The organism is Phenylobacterium sp. (assembly GCF_036821595.1).
Taxonomy (GTDB): domain Bacteria; phylum Pseudomonadota; class Alphaproteobacteria; order Caulobacterales; family Caulobacteraceae; genus Phenylobacterium.
On the sequence record NZ_DAISJG010000018.1, the window covers coordinates 16,815 to 38,651 of the forward strand.

The 21,837-nt window shown below is 71.9% G+C and carries 21 protein-coding genes; 11 read left to right on the forward strand and 10 right to left on the reverse strand.

What is annotated here, in order from left to right; genetic code table 11:
- Positions 1–47 precede the first annotated feature (47 nt).
- Together V7Z97_RS10695 and prfB are read left to right on the forward strand one after the other, a co-directional pair.
- Positions 48–2,429, forward strand: a complete 2,382-nt coding sequence (locus V7Z97_RS10695; protein ID WP_334163449.1) for a penicillin-binding protein 1A — start codon at positions 48–50, stop codon at positions 2,427–2,429.
- Between the two features lie 48 nt (positions 2,430–2,477).
- Positions 2,478–3,603 (forward strand): peptide chain release factor 2 gene (prfB, locus tag V7Z97_RS10700; protein ID WP_334163406.1). Its coding sequence is split into 2 segments (ribosomal slippage): positions 2,478–2,546 and positions 2,548–3,603, totalling 1,125 coding nucleotides; the frame shifts between segments, so codons are not numbered across the junction.
- A 3-nt stretch (positions 3,604–3,606) separates the two neighbouring features.
- On the opposite strand, the gene V7Z97_RS10705 is transcribed toward prfB, so the two are convergent.
- The 4 genes from V7Z97_RS10705 to tyrS all read right to left on the reverse strand — a co-directional run bounded on the left by V7Z97_RS10705 (position 3,607) and on the right by tyrS (position 7,141).
- On the reverse strand, positions 3,607–4,044 hold the full coding sequence (locus V7Z97_RS10705) for a bactofilin family protein (protein WP_334163407.1): 438 nt from the start codon (positions 4,042–4,044) through the stop codon (positions 3,607–3,609).
- Positions 4,025–5,179: a M23 family metallopeptidase gene (locus tag V7Z97_RS10710; protein WP_334163408.1), complete on the reverse strand. Its 1,155-nt coding sequence runs from the start codon at positions 5,177–5,179 to the stop codon at positions 4,025–4,027. Before V7Z97_RS10710 ends, V7Z97_RS10705 begins: the two co-directional genes overlap by 20 nt.
- A gap of 232 nt (positions 5,180–5,411) precedes the next feature.
- Positions 5,412–5,873 carry a peroxiredoxin gene (locus V7Z97_RS10715; protein ID WP_334163409.1) on the reverse strand — a complete coding sequence of 154 codons (462 nt, stop codon included), beginning with the start codon at positions 5,871–5,873 and terminating at the stop codon, positions 5,412–5,414.
- 11 nt (positions 5,874–5,884) lie between these two features.
- On the reverse strand, positions 5,885–7,141 hold the full coding sequence (gene tyrS, locus V7Z97_RS10720) for a tyrosine--tRNA ligase (protein WP_334163410.1): 1,257 nt from the start codon (positions 7,139–7,141) through the stop codon (positions 5,885–5,887).
- A gap of 244 nt (positions 7,142–7,385) precedes the next feature.
- On the opposite strand from tyrS, the gene V7Z97_RS10725 reads away from it, so the two are divergent.
- Together V7Z97_RS10725 and V7Z97_RS10730 are read left to right on the forward strand one after the other, a co-directional pair.
- A complete protein-coding gene (locus V7Z97_RS10725; RefSeq protein ID WP_334163411.1) occupies positions 7,386–8,516 on the forward strand; it encodes an anhydro-N-acetylmuramic acid kinase in 1,131 nt (376 codons plus the stop codon).
- On the forward strand, positions 8,509–9,819 hold the full coding sequence (locus V7Z97_RS10730) for an amidohydrolase (RefSeq protein WP_334163412.1): 1,311 nt from the start codon (positions 8,509–8,511) through the stop codon (positions 9,817–9,819). Before V7Z97_RS10725 ends, V7Z97_RS10730 begins: the two co-directional genes overlap by 8 nt.
- Here the strand turns inward: V7Z97_RS10730 and V7Z97_RS10735 are convergent.
- The 3 genes from V7Z97_RS10735 to efp form a co-directional block, all read right to left on the reverse strand.
- Positions 9,776–10,813 (reverse strand): mechanosensitive ion channel family protein, encoded by a 1,038-nt coding sequence (locus V7Z97_RS10735; RefSeq protein ID WP_334163413.1) that lies wholly within the window; start codon positions 10,811–10,813, stop codon positions 9,776–9,778. The two genes, V7Z97_RS10730 and V7Z97_RS10735, sit on opposite strands and share 44 nt — an antisense overlap.
- Before the next feature lie 49 nt (positions 10,814–10,862).
- Positions 10,863–11,981, reverse strand: coding sequence for an NAD(P)/FAD-dependent oxidoreductase (locus V7Z97_RS10740; RefSeq protein WP_442958025.1), 1,119 nt, complete (start codon positions 11,979–11,981; stop codon positions 10,863–10,865).
- A 76-nt stretch (positions 11,982–12,057) separates the two neighbouring features.
- Complete coding sequence (efp, locus tag V7Z97_RS10745) at positions 12,058–12,624, reverse strand: elongation factor P (protein ID WP_334163450.1); 567 nt, start codon at positions 12,622–12,624, stop codon at positions 12,058–12,060.
- A 165-nt stretch (positions 12,625–12,789) separates the two neighbouring features.
- Between efp and epmA the strand changes: the two genes are divergently transcribed.
- Positions 12,790–13,794, forward strand: coding sequence for an EF-P lysine aminoacylase EpmA (epmA, locus tag V7Z97_RS10750; RefSeq protein ID WP_334163415.1), 1,005 nt, complete (start codon positions 12,790–12,792; stop codon positions 13,792–13,794).
- Here epmA and V7Z97_RS10755 read toward each other — a convergent pair.
- Entirely contained in the window at positions 13,730–14,623 is an 894-nt protein-coding gene (locus V7Z97_RS10755; protein ID WP_334163416.1) for an alpha/beta fold hydrolase, read from the reverse strand. The two genes, epmA and V7Z97_RS10755, sit on opposite strands and share 65 nt — an antisense overlap.
- Positions 14,624–14,692: 69 nt before the next feature.
- Between V7Z97_RS10755 and V7Z97_RS10760 the strand changes: the two genes are divergently transcribed.
- The 6 genes from V7Z97_RS10760 (at position 14,693) to V7Z97_RS10785 (ending at position 20,712) form a co-directional block, all read left to right on the forward strand.
- Positions 14,693–15,733 (forward strand): lysine-2,3-aminomutase-like protein, encoded by a 1,041-nt coding sequence (locus V7Z97_RS10760; RefSeq protein ID WP_334163417.1) that lies wholly within the window; start codon positions 14,693–14,695, stop codon positions 15,731–15,733.
- Positions 15,733–16,488, forward strand: a complete 756-nt coding sequence (locus V7Z97_RS10765; protein WP_334163418.1) for a pseudouridine synthase — start codon at positions 15,733–15,735, stop codon at positions 16,486–16,488. Before V7Z97_RS10760 ends, V7Z97_RS10765 begins: the two co-directional genes overlap by 1 nt.
- Positions 16,489–16,596: 108 nt before the next feature.
- Positions 16,597–18,117 carry a DUF4153 domain-containing protein gene (locus tag V7Z97_RS10770; RefSeq protein WP_334163419.1) on the forward strand — a complete coding sequence of 507 codons (1,521 nt, stop codon included), beginning with the start codon at positions 16,597–16,599 and terminating at the stop codon, positions 18,115–18,117.
- Positions 18,118–18,141: 24 nt separating this feature from the next.
- Positions 18,142–18,852: a response regulator transcription factor gene (locus tag V7Z97_RS10775; protein WP_334163420.1), complete on the forward strand. Its 711-nt coding sequence runs from the start codon at positions 18,142–18,144 to the stop codon at positions 18,850–18,852.
- Complete coding sequence (locus tag V7Z97_RS10780; protein WP_334163421.1) at positions 18,849–20,420, forward strand: sensor histidine kinase; 1,572 nt, start codon at positions 18,849–18,851, stop codon at positions 20,418–20,420. Before V7Z97_RS10775 ends, V7Z97_RS10780 begins: the two co-directional genes overlap by 4 nt.
- Positions 20,421–20,508: 88 nt before the next feature.
- Positions 20,509–20,712 carry a hypothetical protein gene (locus V7Z97_RS10785; protein ID WP_334163422.1) on the forward strand — a complete coding sequence of 68 codons (204 nt, stop codon included), beginning with the start codon at positions 20,509–20,511 and terminating at the stop codon, positions 20,710–20,712.
- Here the strand turns inward: V7Z97_RS10785 and V7Z97_RS10790 are convergent.
- Positions 20,709–21,086: a YybH family protein gene (locus V7Z97_RS10790; RefSeq protein WP_334163423.1), complete on the reverse strand. Its 378-nt coding sequence runs from the start codon at positions 21,084–21,086 to the stop codon at positions 20,709–20,711. The genes V7Z97_RS10785 and V7Z97_RS10790 overlap by 4 nt on opposite strands.
- 5 nt (positions 21,087–21,091) lie before the next feature.
- The gene (locus V7Z97_RS10795; RefSeq protein WP_334163424.1) at positions 21,092–21,742 is read right to left on the reverse strand and encodes an alpha/beta hydrolase; all 651 of its coding nucleotides are present in this window, start codon (positions 21,740–21,742) and stop codon (positions 21,092–21,094) included.
- Between the last annotated feature and the right edge of the window lie 95 nt (positions 21,743–21,837).

Genomic DNA, 21,837 nt, shown 5'->3' on the forward strand with positions numbered 1-21,837 from the left:
GTCCTAAGTTGAATCCCCAGGAGAGCAGACCCGAACGTTGGGTCGCGATGGTCGGCGTGGTGGTGCTGAGCGCCATCGCGGTGGCGGGATTCGCCACGGCCATCTGGGCGGCCTGGCTGTTCAAGAGCATGCCGGACGCCGCGGACCTGGCCGACTACCATCCGCCCACCGCCACCCGCGCCTACGCCTGGGACGGCACCCTGATCGGCGAGTTCTCCCGCGAGCGCCGGATCTACGTGCCCTACGACGCGATCCCGTCGCGGCTGGCGCAGGCCTTCCTGGCGGCGGAGGATCACAACTTCTTCAAGCACAGCGGCGTCGACGTGGGCGGCTTCGGCCGGGCCATGGCCAAGAACGTGATCAACGTCGCCCAGGGCCGGCGCCTCGAGGGCGGCTCCACGATCACCCAGCAGGTGGCCAAGAACATCCTGCTGACGAACGACCAGACCATCGGCCGCAAGCTGAAGGAGGCGATCCTCGCCGGGCGGCTGGAGCAGACCCTCTCGAAGGAGCGGATCCTCGAGCTCTATCTGAACGAGATCTGGCTGGGCTACCGCTCCTACGGCGTCGGCGCGGCGGCCTACAACTATTTCGGCAAGTCGATCTCCGAACTCAGCATCGCCGAGGCGGCCTACCTGGCGGCCGTGCCAAAGGGGCCGGACAACTACCATCCGGTCCGCCGCAAGCAGCAGGCGCTCGCGCGCCGCAACTGGGTCATCGACCAGATGGCCGGGCACGGCTGGATCACCCGCGCCGAGGCCGAGGCCGCCAAGGCCGAGGACCTGAAGGTCCAGGCCGAGCCCACCCGCGCCAAGTACCGCGACGCGGACTATTTCGTGGAGGAGGTGCGCCGCCGCGGCCTCTCCACCCTGGGCGAGAAGCTCACCGAGGGCGGCTACTACATGCGCACGACCCTCGACCCGCGGCTGCAGAGCGCCGCGCGGCTGGCGCTGATGAACGGCCTCGAGGCCTACGACCGCCGCCACGGCTGGCGCGGGGCCTGGGGGCATGTGACCACCCTGGCCGGCTGGGAAGACGTGGCCCGCAAGGAATCCCGACCCGCCGAGCGCCGCAGCTGGCGCCAGGCCGTGGTCACCGACGTGGCCGGCGGCAACGTCCAGGTCCGCACCATAGAAGGCCAGGCCGGCGCCCTGGCGTCCGAGGACGTCGCCTGGGCCCGCCGGGGCAAGGGCATCGGCGCGGGCGACCTGGTCTTCGTCGCGCCCAGGGAGGACGGGGCCGCGGGCTTCCGCCTGAAGCAGGTTCCGGCCGTCAACGGCGCCCTGGTGGCGATGGAGCCGCACTCGGGCCGCGTGCTGGCCATGGTCGGCGGCTATTCGTTCTCGCTCTCCAGCTTCAACAGGGCCACCCAGGCCGAGCGGCAGCCGGGCTCCGCCATCAAGCCCATCGTCTACGCCGCGGCGCTGGAGAACGGCTACACGCCGGCCAGCGTGGTGATGGACGCTCCGATTACCCTGGCCGGGGCCGGCGGCCAGGCCTGGAGCCCAGAGAACTACGAGCGGAAGTACTACGGGCCGCTGCAGCTGCGGAAAGGCCTGGAACTGTCCCGCAACGCCATGACCGTGCGCCTGGCCCAGGGCGTGGGGATGACCAAGATCTCCGGCCTCGCCGAGAACATGGGCGTCACCAAGAAGATGGACCGGGTGCTGGCCATGGCGCTCGGTTCCGGCGAGAGCACGGTCTTCCGCATGGCCGGCGCCTATTCGGCCTTCGTCAACGGCGGGCGCAAGGTCGAGCCGCACCTGATCGAGCTGGTGCAGGATCGCGAGGGCAAGACCATCTACCGCCACGACCGGCGCGACTGCGACCGCTGCGGCGTGGGCTTCAACGGCGGGGAGAGTCCGCGCATCGCCCCGGCCGGCGGCCAGGTGATGGATCCCATCACCGCCTACCAGATCACCTCCATGCTGCAGGGCGTGGTCCAGCGCGGCACGGCGGCCTCCGCCTCTTCGCTCGGCTATCCGCTCGGCGGAAAGACCGGCACGACCAACGACTACCGCTCGGCCTGGTTCATGGGCTTCTCGCCGGACCTGGTGGTCGGCATCTACGTCGGCTTCGACGACAACCGGAGCCTGGGGGAGGGCGAGACCGGCAGCCAGTCGGCCGTGCCGATCTTCATCGACTTCATGAAGGTGGCGCTGGAGGGCGTGGAGAAGAAGGAGTTCAAGGCGCCCAAGAACGCCAAGTTCGCCATGGTCCGCGGAATCCGCGAGGCCTTCCGGCCCGGCACCGAGCCCCGGGTCGCCACCGCGCCGATCGGCGGGGAAGGGGGCCTGCTGCGCAGCGGGCCGCAGCCCTACAACCAGGTCTGGAAGAACGGCGTCACCGGGGCGCCCAGCGCGGGCGCCGCCGTGGCTCCGCCGCCGCCGCCGAAGCGACCGCCGGACGACACCGCCGGCTTGTACTGAGCCCCGGCGCGGGCTATCTGCCGCGCCCTTACCGTTGGAGCTTCTCACATGAGAGCGGATGTCGAGGCCGCCAAGGCCGACATCGAGCAGTCGATCGAACTGCTCAGGAGGCGTCTTTGACTGGGAGCCAGCACTCCGAAAGCTCGATGAGCTGAACGCCCGGGTCGAGGACCCGAGCCTGTGGAACAATCCTGACGAGGCCCAGGCGGTGAGCCGCGAGCGCTCGCGGCTGGCCGCCCAGGTGGACGCCGTCAAAGCGCTGGAGACCGGGCTCGCGGACGCCATCGGCTATGCCGAGCTGGCGGACGAGGAGGGCGACGAGGCGTCCCTCGAGGAGGCCCGCGCCCAACTGAAGGCCATCAAGGAACGCGCCGGCCGCGCCGAGCTCGAGGCCCTGCTGTCCGGCGAGGCCGACGGCAACGACGCCTATGTCGAGATCAACTCCGGGGCCGGCGGCACCGAGTCCAACGACTGGGCCGGCATGCTGCTGCGCATGTACACCCGCTGGGCCGGGGCCCACGGCATGACCGTGGACGTGATCGAGGAGACGCCGGGCGAACAGGCGGGGATCAAGTCCGTCACCCTGCAGGTCAAGGGGGCCAACGCCTACGGCTGGCTGAAGACCGAGGCCGGCGTCCACCGCCTGGTGCGGATCAGCCCCTACGACTCCAGCGCCCGGCGCCACACCAGCTTCGCCTCGGTATGGGTCTATCCGGTGATCGACGACAACATCGAGATCGAGATCAATCCGTCGGACGTGCGCACCGACACCTACCGGGCCTCCGGAGCCGGCGGCCAGCACGTCAACAAGACCGACTCGGCCGTGCGCCTGACCCACATCCCCACCGGCATCGCCGTGGCCTGCCAGACCCAGCGCTCGCAGCACCAGAACCGCGAGCAGGCCTGGAAGATGCTGCGCGCCCGCCTCTACGAGCTGGAGCTGGAGAAGCGCGAGGCCGCCCAGGCGGCCATCGAGGACCAGAAGACCGACATCGGCTGGGGCCACCAGATCCGCAGCTACGTCCTGCAGCCGTACCAGATGGTGAAGGACCTGCGCACCGACGTGGAGACCTCCGACACCCAGGGCGTCCTGGACGGCGATCTCGACGAGTTCATGGGCGCGGCCCTGGCCCAGCGCGTGGGCGCGACCCGCGACGCGAAGGAAGGGGCCTAGGGCCTACTCCGCCGCCTCGGCGAGCGGGACGGGCTCGGCCACGGCGGCCGGGGCCTCGAAGCGCAGGCTGCGGCCTTCGAAGCGGGCGCCGGCGTCGACGGCGAGCTGGGTGTGGGTGACGTCGCCGATCACCTGGGCCGAGGCGTGCAGGCGCACCTGCTGGGCGGTGATCGAGCCGGTGACGCGGCCGCGGATGTCGACGGCCTCGGCCTCGATGGCGCCTTCCACCTGGCCGCTCTCGCCGATGGTCAGGCGGCCGACCCGCAGGTCGCCGCGGACCATGCCGTCGAGCTGCACGTCGCCGTCGCTGGCGAGGTCGCCGTTCACGGTCACGTTCTCGGCGATCAGGGAGGCGGCGATGGGCTTGCGGGCGGGCTGGGCGTCAGGCGCCTCGGCCCGCGCGGACGTGGACTTCGTGGGCTTAGCCGGCTTGGAGAACATAGGCGCCTGCCTTGAGGAAACGGTCGGGGTTCTGGGCGCGGCCGTTCACCCACACCTCGTAGTGCAGGTGGGTGCCCGTGGAGCGCCCGGTGGAGCCCATGCCGCCGACGCGGGTTCCCACGGCCACCGGCTGGCCCGTCCGCACGCCGATGGCGTGCAGGTGGGCGTAGCGGGTTTTCAGGCCCCGCCCGTGGTCGATCTCCACCACATTGCCGTAGCCGGAGCGCACGCCGGTGAAGGACACCACCCCGGGCCCGGTCGCATAGATTGGGGTCATGTGGCCGCCGCCGAAGTCCAGCCCCGAATGGAAGGCCGGCCGACGGGTGAAGGGGTCGAAGCGGACGCCGAAGCGGCTGGTCTGGGGCGTGCCCGCGGTGGGGCGGGCCAGCGGCAGCTTCTCGACCGCCGTGGCCAGCGCCCGGGCCTCGCCCAGGTCGGTGGCGGCGTGCTGGATCCGCTCGGCGAAGTCCTCGTCCACGTCCAGCACCGCGGCGAGCGCGCGGGGATCCTTGGACTCGATCAGCGGTCCGCCGAGCGAGCCGCCCTTCGGCACGTAGGCGTTGGGCGTCAGCCCGGCGAGGCGGAAGGCCAGGCGCAGCCGGTCGGCGCGGCTCTTGGCGAAGGTGTCGGCGGCGTCCAGGAGCTGCTCCTGGCTGATCCGCACCATCTCCACCCGGCGGACCGGATTGGTGTCCTGGGCGGCGAGCGCCCGGTTGATGGCGGGCGTCAGGGCCTCGGCGGCGCCGGGCGCGCCCTTCATGTCGGTGAGCAGGAGGGCGAGCGCCGCGTGACGCTTCTCGATGGTGGTGGCGAGGTCCTCGTTCGAGCCCGAGGCGGCGTTCAGCTGCGCCACGGCCGAGTTCAGGCGGGCCTGCCGGTCGGCGATCCAGCGCTCGTACTTGGCCTGGGTGCGGGCGATCTCGCGATCCGCGGCCGAGGCCGAGAACACGTTCACCAGCATGGCGGCGGTGGCCACCCCCATCCACAGCGCGGCCCCGGCGACGACGCCGGCGGCGGCCATCTGCTTCTTCGCGGTGAGAACGAACGCCTTCATCTCGCCGCCCGAACGGACATAGAGGTGGCGTTCCGGAAACAGGTCTTCGAGCGAGCGGCGTAGGCGCGCTATGCGTTGCATGCTTTTCGCTAGGTCCCCAGCCCCATGGACGCTGGAGATATGCAACGAGATTTTTGGAGCGCGCAAGGCGCTTTGACGTCCCAAAAGGACGCAGTCCGGCACGCTGCAAATATTCGCGGCTTCGGTTAACGCAGCCTGAACGGCGTTAAGGTCTCCGTCCATCGCCGGCCGCGCCCGCCGCGCACAAAGGCGGGCGGCGCGGCAAAGCTGCAACAGGCCGCCGGACGGCGGCTCAGAGGGCTTTTGCGGCGTCCAGCACCTGCTGGGCGTGACCCGGGACCTTCACCTTGCGCCAGATCTTCCGGATCACCCCGTCCCGAATGAGGAAGGTGGAGCGGTCGATGCCCATGTATTGGCGGCCGTAAAGGCTCTTCTCCACCCAGCTCCCGTAGCGCTCGATCACCGCCCCCTCGGGGTCGGCGCCGAGCCGCACGGCGAGGTCGTACTTCTTCGCGAAGCTCTGGTGCTTCTTCACGCTGTCCTTGGAGACGCCGATCACCGTCGCGCCCGCGGCGGCGAACTCCGGCGCCAGGGCCGAGAAATCCTGCGCTTCGCGGGTGCAGCCGGGGGTGTCGTCCTTCGGGTAGAAATAGAGCACCAGCGTCTTGCCCGCGAAGTCGGAGAGGCGCACGGGCCCCTCCGCCGTCTCCAGCTCGAAGTCGGGCGCCTGGGCGCCCTCGGTCACGTCAGCCATCCGTCCCTCCGTCAGACCGGCTTCACGAGCACGATCTTCTTCTTGCCGGCCGCCAGCTTCACCGCGCCGTCCACCAGGTCGGCGGTGGTCACGGCGCGGTTGGCGTCCGCCTCGGCCTTGTCGTTGACTCGCAGGCCGCCGCCCTGGGCCAGCCGCCGCGCCTCGCCGCGCGAGGCCGCGAGCCCTGCGTCCGCCGCCAGCGTCGCCAGCACGATGCCGGCCTCCAGCTCCGCCGCCGGGACCTCGTGGGTGGGCAGGTCGGCCGAGAGCTGGCCCTTCTCGAAGGCGGCCTCCGCCGCGGCGGCGGCCCTGGCCGCTTCCTCCGCCCCGTGCAGCATCCGCGTGGCCTCGTTGGCGAGCACCTTCTTGGCCTCGTTGATCTGCGCGCCGGGCAGCGACTCCAGCCGGTCGATCTCGCCCAGCGGCAGGTCGGTGAACAGGCGCATGAACCGGCCCACGTCGGCGTCCTCGGTGTTCCGCCAGAACTGCCAGTAGTCGTAGGGGCTGCGCATGTCGGCGTTCAGCCAGACCGCGCCCGACATGGTCTTGCCCATCTTCTGGCCGGAGGCGGTCGAGAGGAGGGGGGTGGTCAGGCCGAAGGCCGGCTTCTGCTCGACGCGGCGGATCAGCTCCACGCCGTTCAGGATGTTCCCCCACTGGTCGGAGCCGCCCATCTGGAGCACGCAGTTGCGGGTGCGGTGCAGCTCGAGGAAGTCCACCGACTGCATCAGCATGTAGTTGAACTCGAGGAAGGTCATCGGCTGCTCGCGTTCCAGCCTCAGCTTCACCGAGTCGAAGGCCAGCATCCGGTTGATCGTGAAGTGGACCCCGTAGTCGCGCAGGAACTGGACGTAGCCGAACTTCGACAGCCACTCGTCGTTGTCGACCATCACCGCGTCGGTGGGGCCGTCGCCGAACGTCAGGAACTTGGCGAAGACGGTCTTGATCGAGGCGATGTTGGCCTGGATGTCGGCCTCGCTGAGCAGCTTGCGGGCCTCGTCCTTGCCCGTGGGATCCCCCACCTTGGTCGTGCCGCCGCCCATCAGGACGATCGGCTTGTGGCCCGCCTGCTGCAGTCGTCGCAGCAGCATGATCTGGATAAGGCTGCCCACGTGCAGGCTGGGCGCGGTGGCGTCGAACCCGATGTAGGCGGCGATGGTCCCGGCCGCGGCGGCTTCGTCCAGCTCCTCCGGATGGGTGATCTGGTGGATGTAGCCGCGCGCCTGCAGGGTCTTCAGGAACTCGGACTTGAACGGCGCGTCGGACATCTGGGGATTCCCGGGACTTCGGTGGCCGGGCTCTAGCACGGCGGCGCCGGGGATTTCGAGGGACATGGCGGCTCCTTGAGACTGGGGAGGCCGGCGTCGTCTTGTCAGGATGGGCGCCGGCCGGGAGGGCAGGCGCGTGGGATCGGACGCCTGCTAGGAGGGCAGGCGGTAATAGCGGCCGAAGCGGGCGTCGCGTCCGATCATGCGGCTAGCTACCGAGCCGGAGCCGTGGCAGTCAAGCCGCATGCGCGTGCTCGGATTCATGACCGGGACCTCCCTCGACGCCGTCGACATGGCGGTGCTGGAGACCGACGGCGAGGCGATCCAGGCCTTCGGGCCGGCCGGCGAGCGCAAGCTCGGCGAGCCGGTCCGCGACCTGGTCGTCGAGGCCACACTGCAGGCGCTGAAGTGGGAGCGTGGCGCCCCGCCGCCCGAGATCTTCGCGGAGACGGCCCGCGCCGTCGCCGAGGAGCACCTGGCCGCGGCCGAGGATTTCCTGGCGGCGCACGGGCTGACCTGGGCCGAGCTCGATCTGATCGGCATGCACGGCCAGACCGTGCTCCACGAGCGCCCGGACAACGGCGCGATCGGGCGCTCGGTGCAGTTGGGCGACGCCCAGTGGCTGGCGGACCGCACCGGCGTGCCGGTGGCCTGGGATTTCCGCTCGGCCGACGTGGCGGCGGGCGGGGAGGGCGCGCCGCTCGCGCCGGTCTACCACCTCGCCCGGGCGAGGGCCTCGGGCCTTGAGCCGCCGCTGGCGGTGCTGAACCTGGGCGGGGTGGCGAACATCACCTTCTGGTCGGGCGGCGAGGCGATCTCGGCCTTCGACACCGGCCCCGGCAACGGCATGATCGATCTCCTGGTGCAGGACCGCGGCGCAGGCCGGTTCGACGACAAGGGCCGCTACGCCAGCGTCGGCAAGCCTCAGGAAGCGGTGCTGCGGGCGCTGCTGGCCCATCCCTATTTCGAGGCGCCGGCGCCGAAGTCGCTGGACCGCTACGACTTCTCGCTGGAGCCGCTGGCCAAGTGCGAGCTGGAGGACGCCGCCGCGACCCTGGTGGCCTTCACCGCCGAGGCGGTCCGGCTCGGCTTGGAGCTGGTCGGCGAGACGCCGCGCGAGGTGATCGTCACGGGCGGCGGGCGGCACAATCCCGAGATCATGAAGGCGCTGGCGGCCCGCCTGCCGTGCCCGGTGACCACGGCCGAGGACCACGGCTGGCGCGGCGACTCCATTGAGGCCGAAGCCAGCGCCTACCTGGCGGCGCGCATCCTGCGCGGCCTTCCGATCTCTTTCCCGAAGACCACGGGCGTTGCGGAGCCGATGACCGGCGGCCGGATCGCCAGACCTAGCAGTGAGGGGGCTTCCGATGCGTAAGATGTTCCTGGCGGCCAGCGCCGCCGTCGCGGTGTCCGTCGCCGCCCCGGCCGCGGCCCAGGCGCCGGCGGCGGGGCCCTACGACGCGGCCGTGTTCGCCAAGGCCAAGGCGCTGCAGCCGAAGGTGGTCGCCTGGCGACGGGACATCCACCAGAACCCGGAGCTCGGCAACCGCGAGGTGCGCACGTCCAAGCTGGTCGCCGACCACCTGCGGAAGCTGGGCTATGAGGTGAAGACCGGCGTCGCCAAGACCGGAGTCGTCGCCGTGCTGAAGGGGGGCAAGCCCGGGGGGGTGGTGGCCCTGCGCGCTGACATGGACGCCCTGCCCGTGGCCGAGAAGACCGGCCTGCCTTTCGCCTCGAAGGCGACCGCCCAGTACAACGGCCAGACGGTGCCGGTGATGCACGCCTGCGGCCACGACGCCCACGTGGCCATCCTGATGGGCGCCGCCGAGGTGCTGGCCTCCATGAAGGCGGACATCCCCGGCACGGTGGTGCTGATCTTCCAGCCGGCCGAGGAGGGCGCGCCCGCGGGCGAGGAGGGCGGCGCCAAGGTGATGGTCGAGGAAGGAGTCCTCCAGAATCCCAAGGTCGACGCGGTGTTCGGCCTGCACGTGGTGCCCGGACCCGTCGGGGCGCTGTTCTGGCGGCCCGGCCCGATGATGGCCGCCTCCGACCGCTACGAGCTCGCCCTGAAGGGCAAGCAGACCCACGGCGCCCAGCCCTGGTCCGGCATCGACATGGCCTCCGTGGCCGCCGACATCGTCACCGCCTTCAACCAGATCGCCGCGCGGCAGGTGAACGTCGCCAGGTCGCCGACGGTGCTGACCGTCGGCACCATCCACGGCGGCCTGCGCTACAACATCATCCCCGAAGACCTGGAGATGGCCGGCACGCTCCGGACCTTCGATCCCGACATGCGCAAGGACGTCATGGGGCGGATCGAAAAGACGGTCACCTCGATCGCCGAGCGCTACGGCGCGAGCGCCAAGCTCACCTGGGGCACCCCCAACCCGGTCACCAACAACAACCGCGAGCTCTCGGCGCAGATGAAGCCCACCCTCCAGCGTGCGGCCGAGGGCGGGAACATCAAGGACGACATCGACTACATCACCGGCGCCGAGGACTTCTCCTACTACCAGCTGAAGGTCCCGGGCCTGTTCTACGACCTCGGCGTCGGCAATCCGCCGGGCGTGAACCACTCGCCCTTCTTCACCATCGACGAGCGGGCGCTGGAGGTGGGCGTGCGCGCCCAGGCTCTCACGGCGCTCGATTTCCTGAGGAGTGTGGCTCCCGCTCCATGACCGGCTCGTCCGGCGGCGGCAGCGGCCGGGCGAGGTCCTCCGCCGCGTCGTTCGCCGTCATCGGGTGGGGCGGAGCGGCCCGCCGGGCCGCGGCAGCCGGATGGTCCAGCCGCAGCGCGGTGAGGGCGTCGTCGCCCTCGTGGCCGAACAGGCCGCGCAAGCGCACGTCCATCTGGGCGAACGGCACCTCGATCCCGGCGCACTCCAGGGCCTCGGCGATGGCCCAGGTGTAGGCGGCGTGCATGGTGGCGGGCCGCTTCACCGCCTCCAGCGTCGGCCAGACCAGCAGCTCGAAGTCGAGGCCGGACTCGCCGAAGCCGACCAGCCAGACCTGGCTGCGCTCCGTTTCGGTCTCGGGCAGGGTGAAGGGGACGCTGCGGGCCGCTTCCAGCACCACCTCGCGGACCCGGTTGCGGTCGGCGCCGTAGGCCACGCGGAACGGGATGTGGATGCGGCTGCTGCTGTCGCGCAGGGTCCAGTTGACCACCGGCCCCTCGATGAACTTCGAGTTGGGCACCACCAGGTCGATGTTGTCGTTGGTGCGGACCCGGACGGCCCGGGGCCCGATCTCCTGCACCAGGCCTCGCCGTCCGTCCGCCAGCTCGATGTAGTCGCCGACGTTCAGCACGCGATCGAAGATCAGCACCAGGCCGGAGACGAACTCCTTCACCACCCCCTGCAGACCGAGGCCCACGCCGACGCCCAGGGCGCCTGCGAACACCGCCAGGGAGGACAGGTTGATGCCGACGGTCGTGACGCCCACGACCAGCGCCACGATCACGACGCCGTAGGTGATCAGCTTCTCGGCGATATAGAGGGCGGCCTTGCCGTGGCGGGTGCGGCCGCGCATGCGCGCGATGGTCAGCCGCAAGATCCGCGCCGCGAGGAAGCCGGCCAGGATGATGACGACGCCCGTCACCACGCCGCCGAGGGTCACCGGCGTGCGGCCGATGGCGAACAGGACGAACCCCTCCAGGTCTTCGATGTTGTCCATCACCGCCGCGAACGCCCGCGGCCAAGCTGTCGTTCCGGGCGCCGGCGCCTCAGCAGGCCTGACCGGCGCACCAGCCGCTGGCCCAGGCCCACTGGAAATTGTAGCCGCCCAGCCAGCCGGTGACGTCCACCACCTCGCCTATGAAGTACAGGCCGGGGACGGCCTTGGCCGCCATGGTCCGGCTGTCCAGGCCGTCGGTGTCCACCCCGCCCAGGGTCACCTCGGCCGTGCGGTAGCCCTCCGAGCCCACCGGCTTCACCCGCCAGCGGCTCACGCTGTCCGCCACCCGCCGCAGCACCTTGTCGGACGCGTCGGCGACGTTGCCGGGGAAGTCCCCCGCCAGCAGCTGGGCGAGGCGCTGCGGCACGAACCGCCCGAGCACGGTCGCCACGGCCTGCTTGCCCTGCGCGGTGCGGGCGCGGCGCAGCTCGTCGAACACGTCGACGCCGGGGGCCATGTCGATCTCGATCTCCTGCCCCTCGCGCCAGTAGGACGAGATCTGCAGGATCGCCGGTCCGGAGATCCCCCGGTGGGTGAACAGCATGGCCTCCTCGAAGCGCGCCTTGCCGCAGGAGACCCGCACGTCCACGGCGACGCCGGCCAGCGGCTTCAGCCGCTCCAGCAGGGAGACATCGAAGGTGAGGGGGACGAGGGCCGGCCGCGTCTCGGTGAGCGCCAGGCCGAACTGGCGGGCGACGTCATAGCCGAAGCCGGTGGCGCCCATCTTCGGGATAGACTTGCCTCCGGTGGCGATCACCAGGGAGGCGCAGTCCAGCGAGCCGTTCAGCCGGAATCCCGTGCCGGTCTTCTCGATCCGCTCCACGGTCTGGCCGAGCCGCAGGACCACGCCGGCGGCCGCCATGTCGTCGAGCAGGCCCTGGATGATCTCCTTCGCCGAGCCGTCGCAGAACAGCTGGCCCAGGGTCTTCTCATGCCAGGCGATGCCGTGGCGCTCCACCCAGGCGACGAAGTCGGCCGGCCGGTAGCGGCGCAGGGCCGAGACGGCGAACTTCGGGTTCCGCGACAGGAAGTTCGCGGGTCCGGCGTGGATGTTGGTGAAGTTGCAGCGCCCGCCGCCGGAGATGCGGATCTTCTCGCCGGGGGCCTTGGCGTGGTCGAGCACGAGCACGCGGCGGCCGCGCCGGCCCGCCTCGATGGCGCAGAACATCCCCGCCGCGCCCGCGCCGACGATGACGACGTCGAAGTGCTCGCGGGCGCTCACCCGGCCTCCCGGGACTCTGGGGTTAGTCCTTGGCGCGTTCCTGGTAGGAGCCGTCCTCGGTCAGCACCACGATCTTGGTGCCCACGGTGATGTAGGGCGGGACCATGGTCTTCAGGCCGTTCGACAGGATCGCCGGCTTGTAGGACGACGACGCCGTCTGGCCCTTCACGGAGGGCTCGGTCTCGACCACCTCGAAGGTCGCCAGGCGCGGCAGGTCGATGGCGATCGGCACGCCCTCGTGGGTCGACAGCGACACGGTGCAGCCGTCGGTCAGATAGGGCGCGGCGTCGCCGATCACGTCCGGCGAGGCCACGAGCTGGTCGTAGTTCTCCGGGTTCATGAAGTGGAAGCCTTCGCCGTCCTGGTAGAGGAACTGGTAGGGGCGGTCGTCGACCACGGCCCGCTCCACGGTCTCGGTGGTGCGGTAGCGCTCGGAGATCTTCACGCCGTCGGAGATGCGGCGCATGTCCAGCTGGGTGACGGGGGTGCCCTTGCCCGGGTGGATGTTCTGGGCGCTCAGCACCACGTAGAGCTTGCCTTCCAGATCGACGACGTTGCCCTTGCGGAGCGAGCTGGCGATGACCTTCACGTAGAGTCCTCGAAGATGCAGGGAAGCGGGCAGGGTGGTCCTGCGCGATTCCATTGATCGAATTGTTGTCGCGCCCCTATAGCGACCTTCGCCGAAATCGCCAGCCCCACGCCGGGTCGCACCCATTTGCCAGATCCCCGACCTTCGCCCTGGTGGGCGCCTGACATGCACGCCGACCGCCGGCCGTTCCTGACGGCGCGCAACGCGGTCACCCGCGCCGTGCGGCGGTGGTTCGAGGACCGCGGCTTCACCGAGGTGGAGGCCGCGGCGCTGGCGGTGTCGCCGGGCAACGAGGCGCACCTGCACGCCTTCGCCACCGAGGCCCTCACCACGGCGGGCGAGGCCTCCACCCTCTACCTGCACACCTCGCCTGAGTTCGCGGCCAAGAAGCTGCTGGCGGCCGGGGAGACGCGGATCTTCAACCTGGGCAAGGTCTGGCGCAACCGTGAGCGCGGGCCGCTGCACCATCCCGAGTTCACCATGCTCGAGTGGTACCGGGCCGAAGAGCCGTACGAGATCCTGATGGACGACTGCGCGGCGCTGCTGGCGCTGGCGGCGGAGACGGCCGGCGCCAGGGCGCTCACCTGGAACGGGCGCGAGGCCGATCCCTTCGCCGAGCCGGAGCGGCTGACGGTTGCCGAGGCGTTCGAACGTTACGCGGACGTCGACCTCCTGGGCAGCGTCGCAGCCGACGGATCCACGGACCGCGACGCCTTGGCCGCCCAGGCGCCGGTGCGGGTGGCCGCCGACGACACCTGGGCCGACGTGTTCAGCAAGATCATCGTCGAGAAGGTGGAGCCGGAACTGGGCTTTGGCCGGCCGACCATCCTCTACGAATACCCGACCGCGGAGGCGGCGCTGGCGCGGCCGGCCCCGCGCGACGCCAGGGTCGCAGAGCGGTTCGAGCTCTATGCCTGCGGCGTGGAACTGGCCAACTGCTTCGGCGAGCTGACCGACCCGGCCGAGCAGCGCCGCCGCTTCGAGGCCGAGATGGCCGAGAAGGCGCGGATCTACGGCGAGCGCTATCCGGTGGACGAGGACTTCCTCGACGCGCTCGCGATCATGCCGCCCGCCTCCGGCGCGGCCCTGGGCTTCGACCGGCTGGTCATGCTGGCGACGGGGGCCCGGCGGATCGAGCAGGTCCTGTGGACGCCGGTTCCCGGAGGCTGAGCCGGTCGAAGGCGGCGAGCACGGCCGGCAGGGCCTGGTGGTGGACCATGTGGCCCACGCCCTCGAGGATCGTGACCTCGGCCTGGGGCAGGAGGGTCGGCAGGAGGTCGGCGTGCTGCCTGTGATCCACGATGCGGTCGTCGGCGCCGTTGAGGACGGCCACCGGACAGCGGATGGCGCGGAAGTCCACGAGGCCGGCCGGCGAGCCCGGCAGGAGGGCGGCGGAGTCCTCGCCTTCCTCCACCATCTGCGAGGGGCGCAGCACCGTCTCCTCGGGGTAGCGGCCCAGCCAGTCGGCCGGCGGCTCGTCCGGCGAGAACATCAGCTTCTGCACCATCCGCAGGAAGGGCCGGTCGACCGTCCACCGCGCCGCTTCCGACAGCACCGGCCCGAGCAGGGGCGCGGCGCGCGGGCCCAGGAAGGTGTGCTCGACGGCGCGGAACTCCGGCCGCGTGATGGGCGCGAGCAGCAGCAGGCTCTCCACCTCGTCCGGCCATTCGGCGGCCCAGGCGAGGCCCACGATGCCGCCGAAGGAGTGGGCGACGATCCGGACGCGGCCCGTGATCCCGAGCGCAGCCAGGCCGTCGCGGATCTGCCCTGCCTGGGTGCGCGGCGTGGCGTCGTAGCGCGGGCGGGCGCTGCCGCTGTGGCCGGGGCGGTCGACGGCGATGGCTCGGCCGCGGGCGGCGAAGGCGGCGAGCGGGGCGTCCAGCCAGTCCACGTGCGTGGCGAGCGCGCCGTGGATGAGGACAATGGGCTGGCCGTCCCCTGCCTCGAGGAGGTGCAGGCTGCGCTGGGCGCCGAGGGGGATCGTCCGGGAGATGGTCATGGGAGGGGTAACGCGCAGAACGGCCTGCCGCGTTGCCCCTGCGGGCCGCATGGGCCATATGCCCCCGCCATGACCGCCGCGCGCACCCTCCGACGCCTGCCGGACCTCGCCGAGGCGGGACTGGTCGCGGCCGAGCGCCTGCCGGCCCTGGAGCGGGTGGCGGCGCAGTACGCGGTGGCGATCACCCCGGCCATGGCCGACCTCGTCGAGGCTGCCGACCCGGCCGACCCGATCGCGCGCCAGTTCGTCCCCACCGCCGCCGAACTGGTCCAGGCGCCGGAGGAGAGCGCAGACCCCATCGGTGACGAGGCGCACAGCCCGGTGGAAGGGATCGTCCACCGCTACCCCGACCGGGTGCTCCTGAAGGTCAACCACAACTGCGCGGTCTACTGCCGCTTCTGCTTCCGGCGCGAGATGGTGGGGCCCGACGGCCTGCGGCCGCTGTCGCCCGAGGCGCTGGATGCGGCCATGGCCTATATCGCCGGCCGGCCGGAGGTCTGGGAGGTGATCGTCACCGGCGGGGATCCCTTCGTGCTGTCGCCGCGCAGGCTGGCCGACCTGATGGCCCGTCTGGACGCGATCGGGCACGTGAAGGTGGTCCGCTTCCACACCCGCGTGCCCGCCGTCGAGCCGGAGACGGTGACCGACGGGCTGGTGGCCGCGCTGAAGGGGTCGGGGAAGGCCGTCTACGTCGCCCTGCACGCCAACCACGCCCGCGAGCTGACGCCGGCGGCGCGGGCGGCCTGCGCGAGACTGGTGGACGCCGGAATCCCGATGCTGGGCCAGACGGTGCTGCTGAAGGGGGTCAACGACGAGCCCGAGTCGCTGGCCGCGCTGATGCGGGCCTTCGTGGAGACGCGGATCAAGCCCTACTATCTGCACCACGCCGACCTCGCGCCCGGCACCGGCCACCTGCGCACCAGCATCGAAGACGGGCAGGCCCTGATGCGCAGCCTGCGGGGCGATGTCTCGGGCCTCTGCCAGCCGACCTACGTCCTCGACATTCCTGGCGGCCACGGCAAGGCGCCGGTCGGCCCCGCCTTCCTGGAGGACGGGGAGGTCGAGGACTTCCGGGGCGTGCGCCACCCCTATCCGCCGAAAGCCGGCTGATGGCCTGGACGAAGCGCTACGACGAGGCCGAGCCGCAGCGGGTCAACAAGTGGCTGGCCCAGAACGGCGTCTGCTCGCGCCGCGAGGCGGAGACCCTGATCGCCGAGGGCCGGGTCTCCATCGACGGGGAGGTGGTCGAGGACGCCGGCCGCAAGATCCAGCCCGGCCAGACCCTGACGCTCGCCGACGCCGGCGGGGCGGGCCCGCTCAGTGTCGTGCTGCACAAGCCCATGGGGATCGTCTCGGCCCAGCCGGAGCCCGGCCAGGTCCCGGCCGTGCGGCTGCTGACCCGCGAGGCCCTGGTCGGCGACAGCCCGGTGATCCCGGGCCGCGACACCCGCCTCGCGCCGCTCGGCCGGCTGGACATGGATTCCCGCGGGCTCCTCATCCTCTCGGAGGACGGGGTCCTGGCCAAGGCGATCATCGGCCCGGAGAGCGACCTGGAGAAGGAGTACCTCGTCCGGGTCACCGGCAAGATCACGCCGGAGAAGATCAGGCTGCTCTGCCACGGCCTGAGGATGGACGGCCGCGAGCTGAAGCCCGCCAAGGTCAGCGTCGTCGAGGGCCAGCAGCTCCGCTTCATCCTCAAGGAGGGCCGCAACCGCCAGATCCGGCGGATGTGCGAGCTCGTGGGCATGCACGTCATGGACCTGGTGCGTATCCGCATCGGGCCGCTGCGGCTGGGGGACCTGGCCGAGGGCCGCTGGCGGGTGCTGACGCCCGAGGAGCGCGCGGCGCTGATCGGCCGGGGCTGAGCCGGTCTGCACCGGACCTGCACGCCAGCGGGTCGGGCGGTGCATGAGGCGTCCCATCGGGGTGGATGCGACTCCAGGAGTGTGGCGGCTCGTACCGGAGTATCGCCCATGCCCGCCGCCGTCCGCGCGCCGACCTTCTGGACCAAGGTCCTGCTCGCGGCAGGACTGGTCGCGCTCGCCGACGGACTGCTGTTCCAGAGCGAAGGGCCGGGGGCCAACCTCGGCGTCTTCGCGCTCGCCTGGGTCGCCGCCGCGGCGGTGGCGACGCCGGCCGTGCGGCGCGACCCGATGGGGCGCTGGGCCCTGCTGGCCGCGGTGTTCTTCGCCGCCCTCCAGATCGAGCGGCCGACCCTTGTCGGCTGGCTGATGTTCGGGATCGCCCTGGGCGTGGCGGCCATGGCCCCGCGCGCCCGCCGCGACGACGCCTGGCGCTGGACCCAGCGGATCGTCGTGCAGGGCCTCAAGGGGATCGTCGGGCCGCTCCTGGACCTGGGTCGGCTGCAGAACCCGAAGCTTCGTCGTCGGGCGCCGCAGCTGCGCGTCGCCGCGCTGTCAGCCGTGCTCCCCGTGGCGGGCGGGCTGGTCTTCCTGGCCCTGTTCGCCGTCGCCAACCCGATGATCGAGAAGGCGCTGCCGGCGCTGGACCTGCCGCGTTTCGACCCGGCCCGGGCCTTCTTCCTGGGCGTGGTGCTGCTGGCCGTCTGGGGCATCCTGCGGCCCCGCTTCCTGCGCCGGCCGTGGCGGCTGCCGGAGGCCCGCGGCGACCTCGACCTGCCGGGGGTCACCCCGGCCTCGATCACCGCCTCGCTGGCGGTGTTCAACGCGGTCTTCGCCCTGCAGAACGGCCTCGACCTGGCCTTCCTCTGGAGCGGGGCGAGCCTCCCCGAGGGCATGACCTATGCGGAGTACGCCCACCGGGGGGCCTATCCGCTGATCGTCACCGCCCTGCTGGCGGGGCTGTTCGTGGTGGTCTTCCTGCGGCCCGGATCGGCGACGGCCGGCTCCCCCCTGGTGCGGCGGCTCGTGGCGCTGTGGGTGGCGCAGAACCTGTTCCTGGTCGCCTCCACCATCCTGCGGACCCTGGCCTATGTGGACGCCTATTCCCTGACCGCGCTTCGGATCGCGGCCCTGGCCTGGATGGGGCTGGTGGCGGTCGGCCTGGGGCTGATCGGCTTCCGGCTGCTGCGGGGCCGCAGCGCCGCCTGGCTGGTCAACGCCAATGTCGCGGCGGCCGGCGTGGTGCTGGCGGCCTGCACCGTCTTCGACCTGAGCGCGGTCGCCGCGGCCTGGAACGTCCGCCACGCCCGCGAGGTCGGCGGCCGGGGCGCGCCGCTGGACGTGTGCTACCTGCTGGCCCGGGGCGAGCCGTCGCTGGTGTCCCTCGTCGAGCTGGAGCGGCGGCCGATCCCCTACGAGCTGCGCCGGCGGGTGTACGGCGGGCGCGTCGCCATGCAGGAAAGGGTGCGCGGCCGCCAGTCGGACTGGCGGACCTGGACCTTCCGGGCCGCCCGCCGCCTGGCCCGCGCCGAGCGGCTGGCGGCCGCTGTCCCGGCCGTCCCGCCCGCCGAAGAGCTCGGCTGCGACGGCCTGCCCGCGCGGCCGGTGCGCGTACCGCCCGTTGACGCCTGAGGCGCAACCGAGAACATGAGCCCGATGTCCCAGACCGTCCTCGTCGTCGACGACGACCCGCATATCCGCCAGCTCCTCGTCTTCGCCCTGGAGAAGGCCGGCCTCGCCACGCGGGAGGCCGACGACGGGGAGGCGGCGCTGGCGGCGGTCGCGGAAGGCCCGCCGGACCTGGTCATCCTCGACATCAACATGCCCAAGCTGAACGGCCTCGACGTCTGCCGCCGCCTGCGGGCGCAGGGCGAGCTGCCGATCCTGTTCCTGTCGTCCCGCGACGACGAGATCGACCGGGTGCTGGGCATCGAGCTCGGCGGTGACGACTATGTGGTCAAGCCGTTCAGCCCGCGTGAGGTGGTGGCCCGCGTGCAGGCGATCCTGCGGCGCGCCCGCGGCCCGGCGGAGCCCCCGGGCTCGGCGATGAACGGCCTGCTCACCCACGGCCGGCTGACGCTGGACCCCGACAGCTGGACCGCCCGCTGGGGCGGCCAGGAGGCGCCGCTGACGGTGACCGAGTTCACCATCCTCAAGACCCTGATGGGCGCCCCGTCCCGGGTGTTCACCCGCGACGCCATCATCGACCGGCTGCACGGCCCCGGCTTCGCCATCACCGACCGGACCATCGACAGCCACGTCCGCAACCTGCGCGGCAAGTTCGCCAGCCTCGGCGGCCACGACGTCATCGAGACCCGAGCCGGCGTCGGCTATCGGCTCGGGGCCTGCCTCGGCCAGGCGGCGTGAGCCTGAAGGGGCTCGTCCGCCGCCACTGGCCGCCGCTGCGGCTGCGGGTGATCCTGTTCGGCGTGCTGCTGCTCGTGGCGGCCCTGCCGGGCGTCGCCGCCATTTCGCTTCGGGTCTACGAGAACACCCTGGTGCGCCAGACCGAGGCCGAGCTCCAGGCCCAGGGGGCGGCGCTCGCCGCCGCGGCCTCGGCCCAGTGGCCCGGGACGACTCCGGACCGGCGGCCGTTCAACCGCCGCGCCCTGAACTACTATGTGCCCGAGCGGACCACGATCGACCTGTCCCGCTCGCCGGTGCTGCCCGAGCGGCCGCCGCCGCGGCGCACGCGGCGCCCGGCCGATCCGGCCGCGCTCACCGTCGCCTGGCGCATGGACCCGGTGATCGAGCGCACCACGCGCACGACGCTGGCCTCCATCCTGCTGCTCGACCGCAACGGCGTGATCGTGCGCGGCCGCGGCTTCGGCCGCGAGCTCTCCATGCTGCCGGAGGTGCGCGACGCGCTCGCCGGCGAGGCGCGGACGGTGTTCCGGCGCAACGGCGACTACAAGCCGACCTACTCCTTCGAGTGGTTGAGCCGCGCCTCGGCGCTGCGCCTGCACCATGCCCGCCCCATCGTCGCGGACGGAGAGGTGGTGGGCGTGCTGCTGCTCTCGCGCTCGCCGCGCGCCCTGTTCCGCGGCCTCTACGAGGACCGGGGCAAGATCCTGATCGGGGTGGGCGTGATCTTCGGCCTGCTGGTGCTGATGGCGGGCCTGGTGTCCCGGGGCGTGACCCGGCCGATCGAGGCGCTGAGCGCGGCCTCGCGGCAGGTGGCGGCCGGCGGCGGCGGCATCCCCGAGACCCCGGCCACGGCGGCGGTGGAGATCCAGGCGCTCTACGAGGACTTCCGGGCCATGGCCGAGCGGATCGAGCGCCGCAGCGGCTACCTGCGCGACTTCGCCGCCGCCGTCAGCCACGAGTTCAAGACGCCGCTGGCCGGCATCCGCGGGGCGGTGGAGCTGCTGCAGGACCACCTGGAGACCATGAGCCCGGACGAGCGCCGGCGGTTCCTCTCGAACATCGAGGCCGACGCCGAGCGGCTTTCCCAGCTCGTCGGACGGCTCCTCGACCTGGCGCGGGCCGACATGGCCACGCCCGAAGCCGGGGTGGCGGTGGCGGTGGAGCCCGCGGTGCGCCGGGCCGCCGACGGGCAGGCGGGGACGGGATTCCGGATCGAGGCGAACCTGCCGGGGACGCTGCCCGCCGTCGCCGTGCCGGAGGCGACCATCGAGACCGTGCTGACCGTCCTGCTGCAGAACGCGCGGCAGGCCGGCGCGTCGCTCGCCCGCGTCACGGCGGAGGCGGGGGCCACGGAACTGGTGCTGGCGGTGACCGACGACGGGCCGGGCGTTCCCGCGGCCGACCGCGAGCGGCTGTTCGAGCCCTTCTTCACCAGCCGCCGCGCCGAGGGCGGCACGGGTCTCGGCCTTTCCATCGCCCGCTCGCTGCTGACGGCCAGCCACGGCCGGCTCACCCTGGCGGACTCATCCCGTGGCGCGCGGTTCGAGGCGGCCCTGCCGCTGGCCTGAGCCGGGTCTGCACCGGAACTCCTCGGGTGTCGCCGACCTGCCTGCGCGCGCCCCGCCGAAGCTCGGCCCCGGCAGCAGGAGGACGGCCATGGACGACGTGCAGTATGCGATCTCGAGCGGCTACCGGGTGGCGGTGACGGAGGCCGGCGAGGCCTGGCTCTGGCGGCTGACCACGCCGGCCGGCCGCGACGCGGGCGGCTTCGCCCCGGACGAGGCGAGCGCGAAACGCTGCGCCGCCTTCGCGGCCTTCACCCTGAGCGCCCTTGAACGGGCCGCAGCCCGGCGCGTCTAGCCCGCGAGGGTGACGAACAGCTCGCTTTCGATCACCCACTGACCGGTCTGCTTCCGCCACGCGGCCATGTAGGCGCCGGCCATCTCGCCGGATTTCCACCGCGCCACCCAGCGGCCGGTCTCGGCGGCGCGCTCGCCCGCCGCGTCGAGCTCCACCGTCTCCGGCGTGCGCACATAGGTCCCGAAGTCCGGGTCGCGGAACTGGCCCGCGAAGGCGTCGACGATGGCGTCCGCGCCCAGGATCAAAGCGCCGTCGCCGGCGATCAGCCGGGCGTCGGGGGCGAAGAAGGGCTTCAGCCGCGCGGCCTCGTGCGCCGCGATCAGCTTGTTGGTCAGCCGCCGGCGCGCGCGGATGGCGTCTTCCGGCGCCGTCACGGGCGTCAGGCCGGCTCGGCGGCCAGGCGCTTGTCGAGATAGGCGCCGACGCGGGCCTCCACGTCCGGCAGGTTCTCCATCCAGAAGTGGGACGCGCCCTCGATCACCTCGTAGTCGATGACGATGCCCTTCTGGGTGCGCAGCTTGGAGACCACGCGCTCCACCTCGACCGGCGGGACCACGGTGTCCGCGCCGCCGTGCAGGATCAGGCCCGAGGCCGGGCAGGGGGCGAGGAAGGAGAAGTCGTAGGCGTTGGTCGGCGGCGAGACCGAGATGAAGCCGTCCGTCTCCGGCCGGCGCATCAGCAGCTGCATGCCGACCCAGGCGCCGAAGGAATAGCCCGCGACCCAGCACTGGGAGGCCGCCGGGTTGGTGGACTGCAGCCAGTCGAGCGCGGTCGCCGCGTCGGCCAGCTCGCCGATGCCCGCGTCGAACTCCCCCTGGGAGCGGCCGACGCCGCGGAAGTTGAACCGCAGGACCGAGAAGCCGCGCTTCATGAACAGGTGGAAGAGCTGCACGGTGACCGGATTGTTCATCTGGCCGCCCGCCTTCGGGTGGGGATGCAGGATCAGCGCGACCGGCGCGGTCTCGCTCTTGCCCTGCGTGTAACGGCCTTCGATCCGCCCGGCCGCGCCGGTCAGAACCACCTCTGGCATAAGATCCCTCTTCCCAGCCCAAATACTTGACTGCCGCGCTGGGTCTTCCTAAGTCCGGTCCATCCGGCCGAACCGGGCTAGAGCCCGCGCGCAAG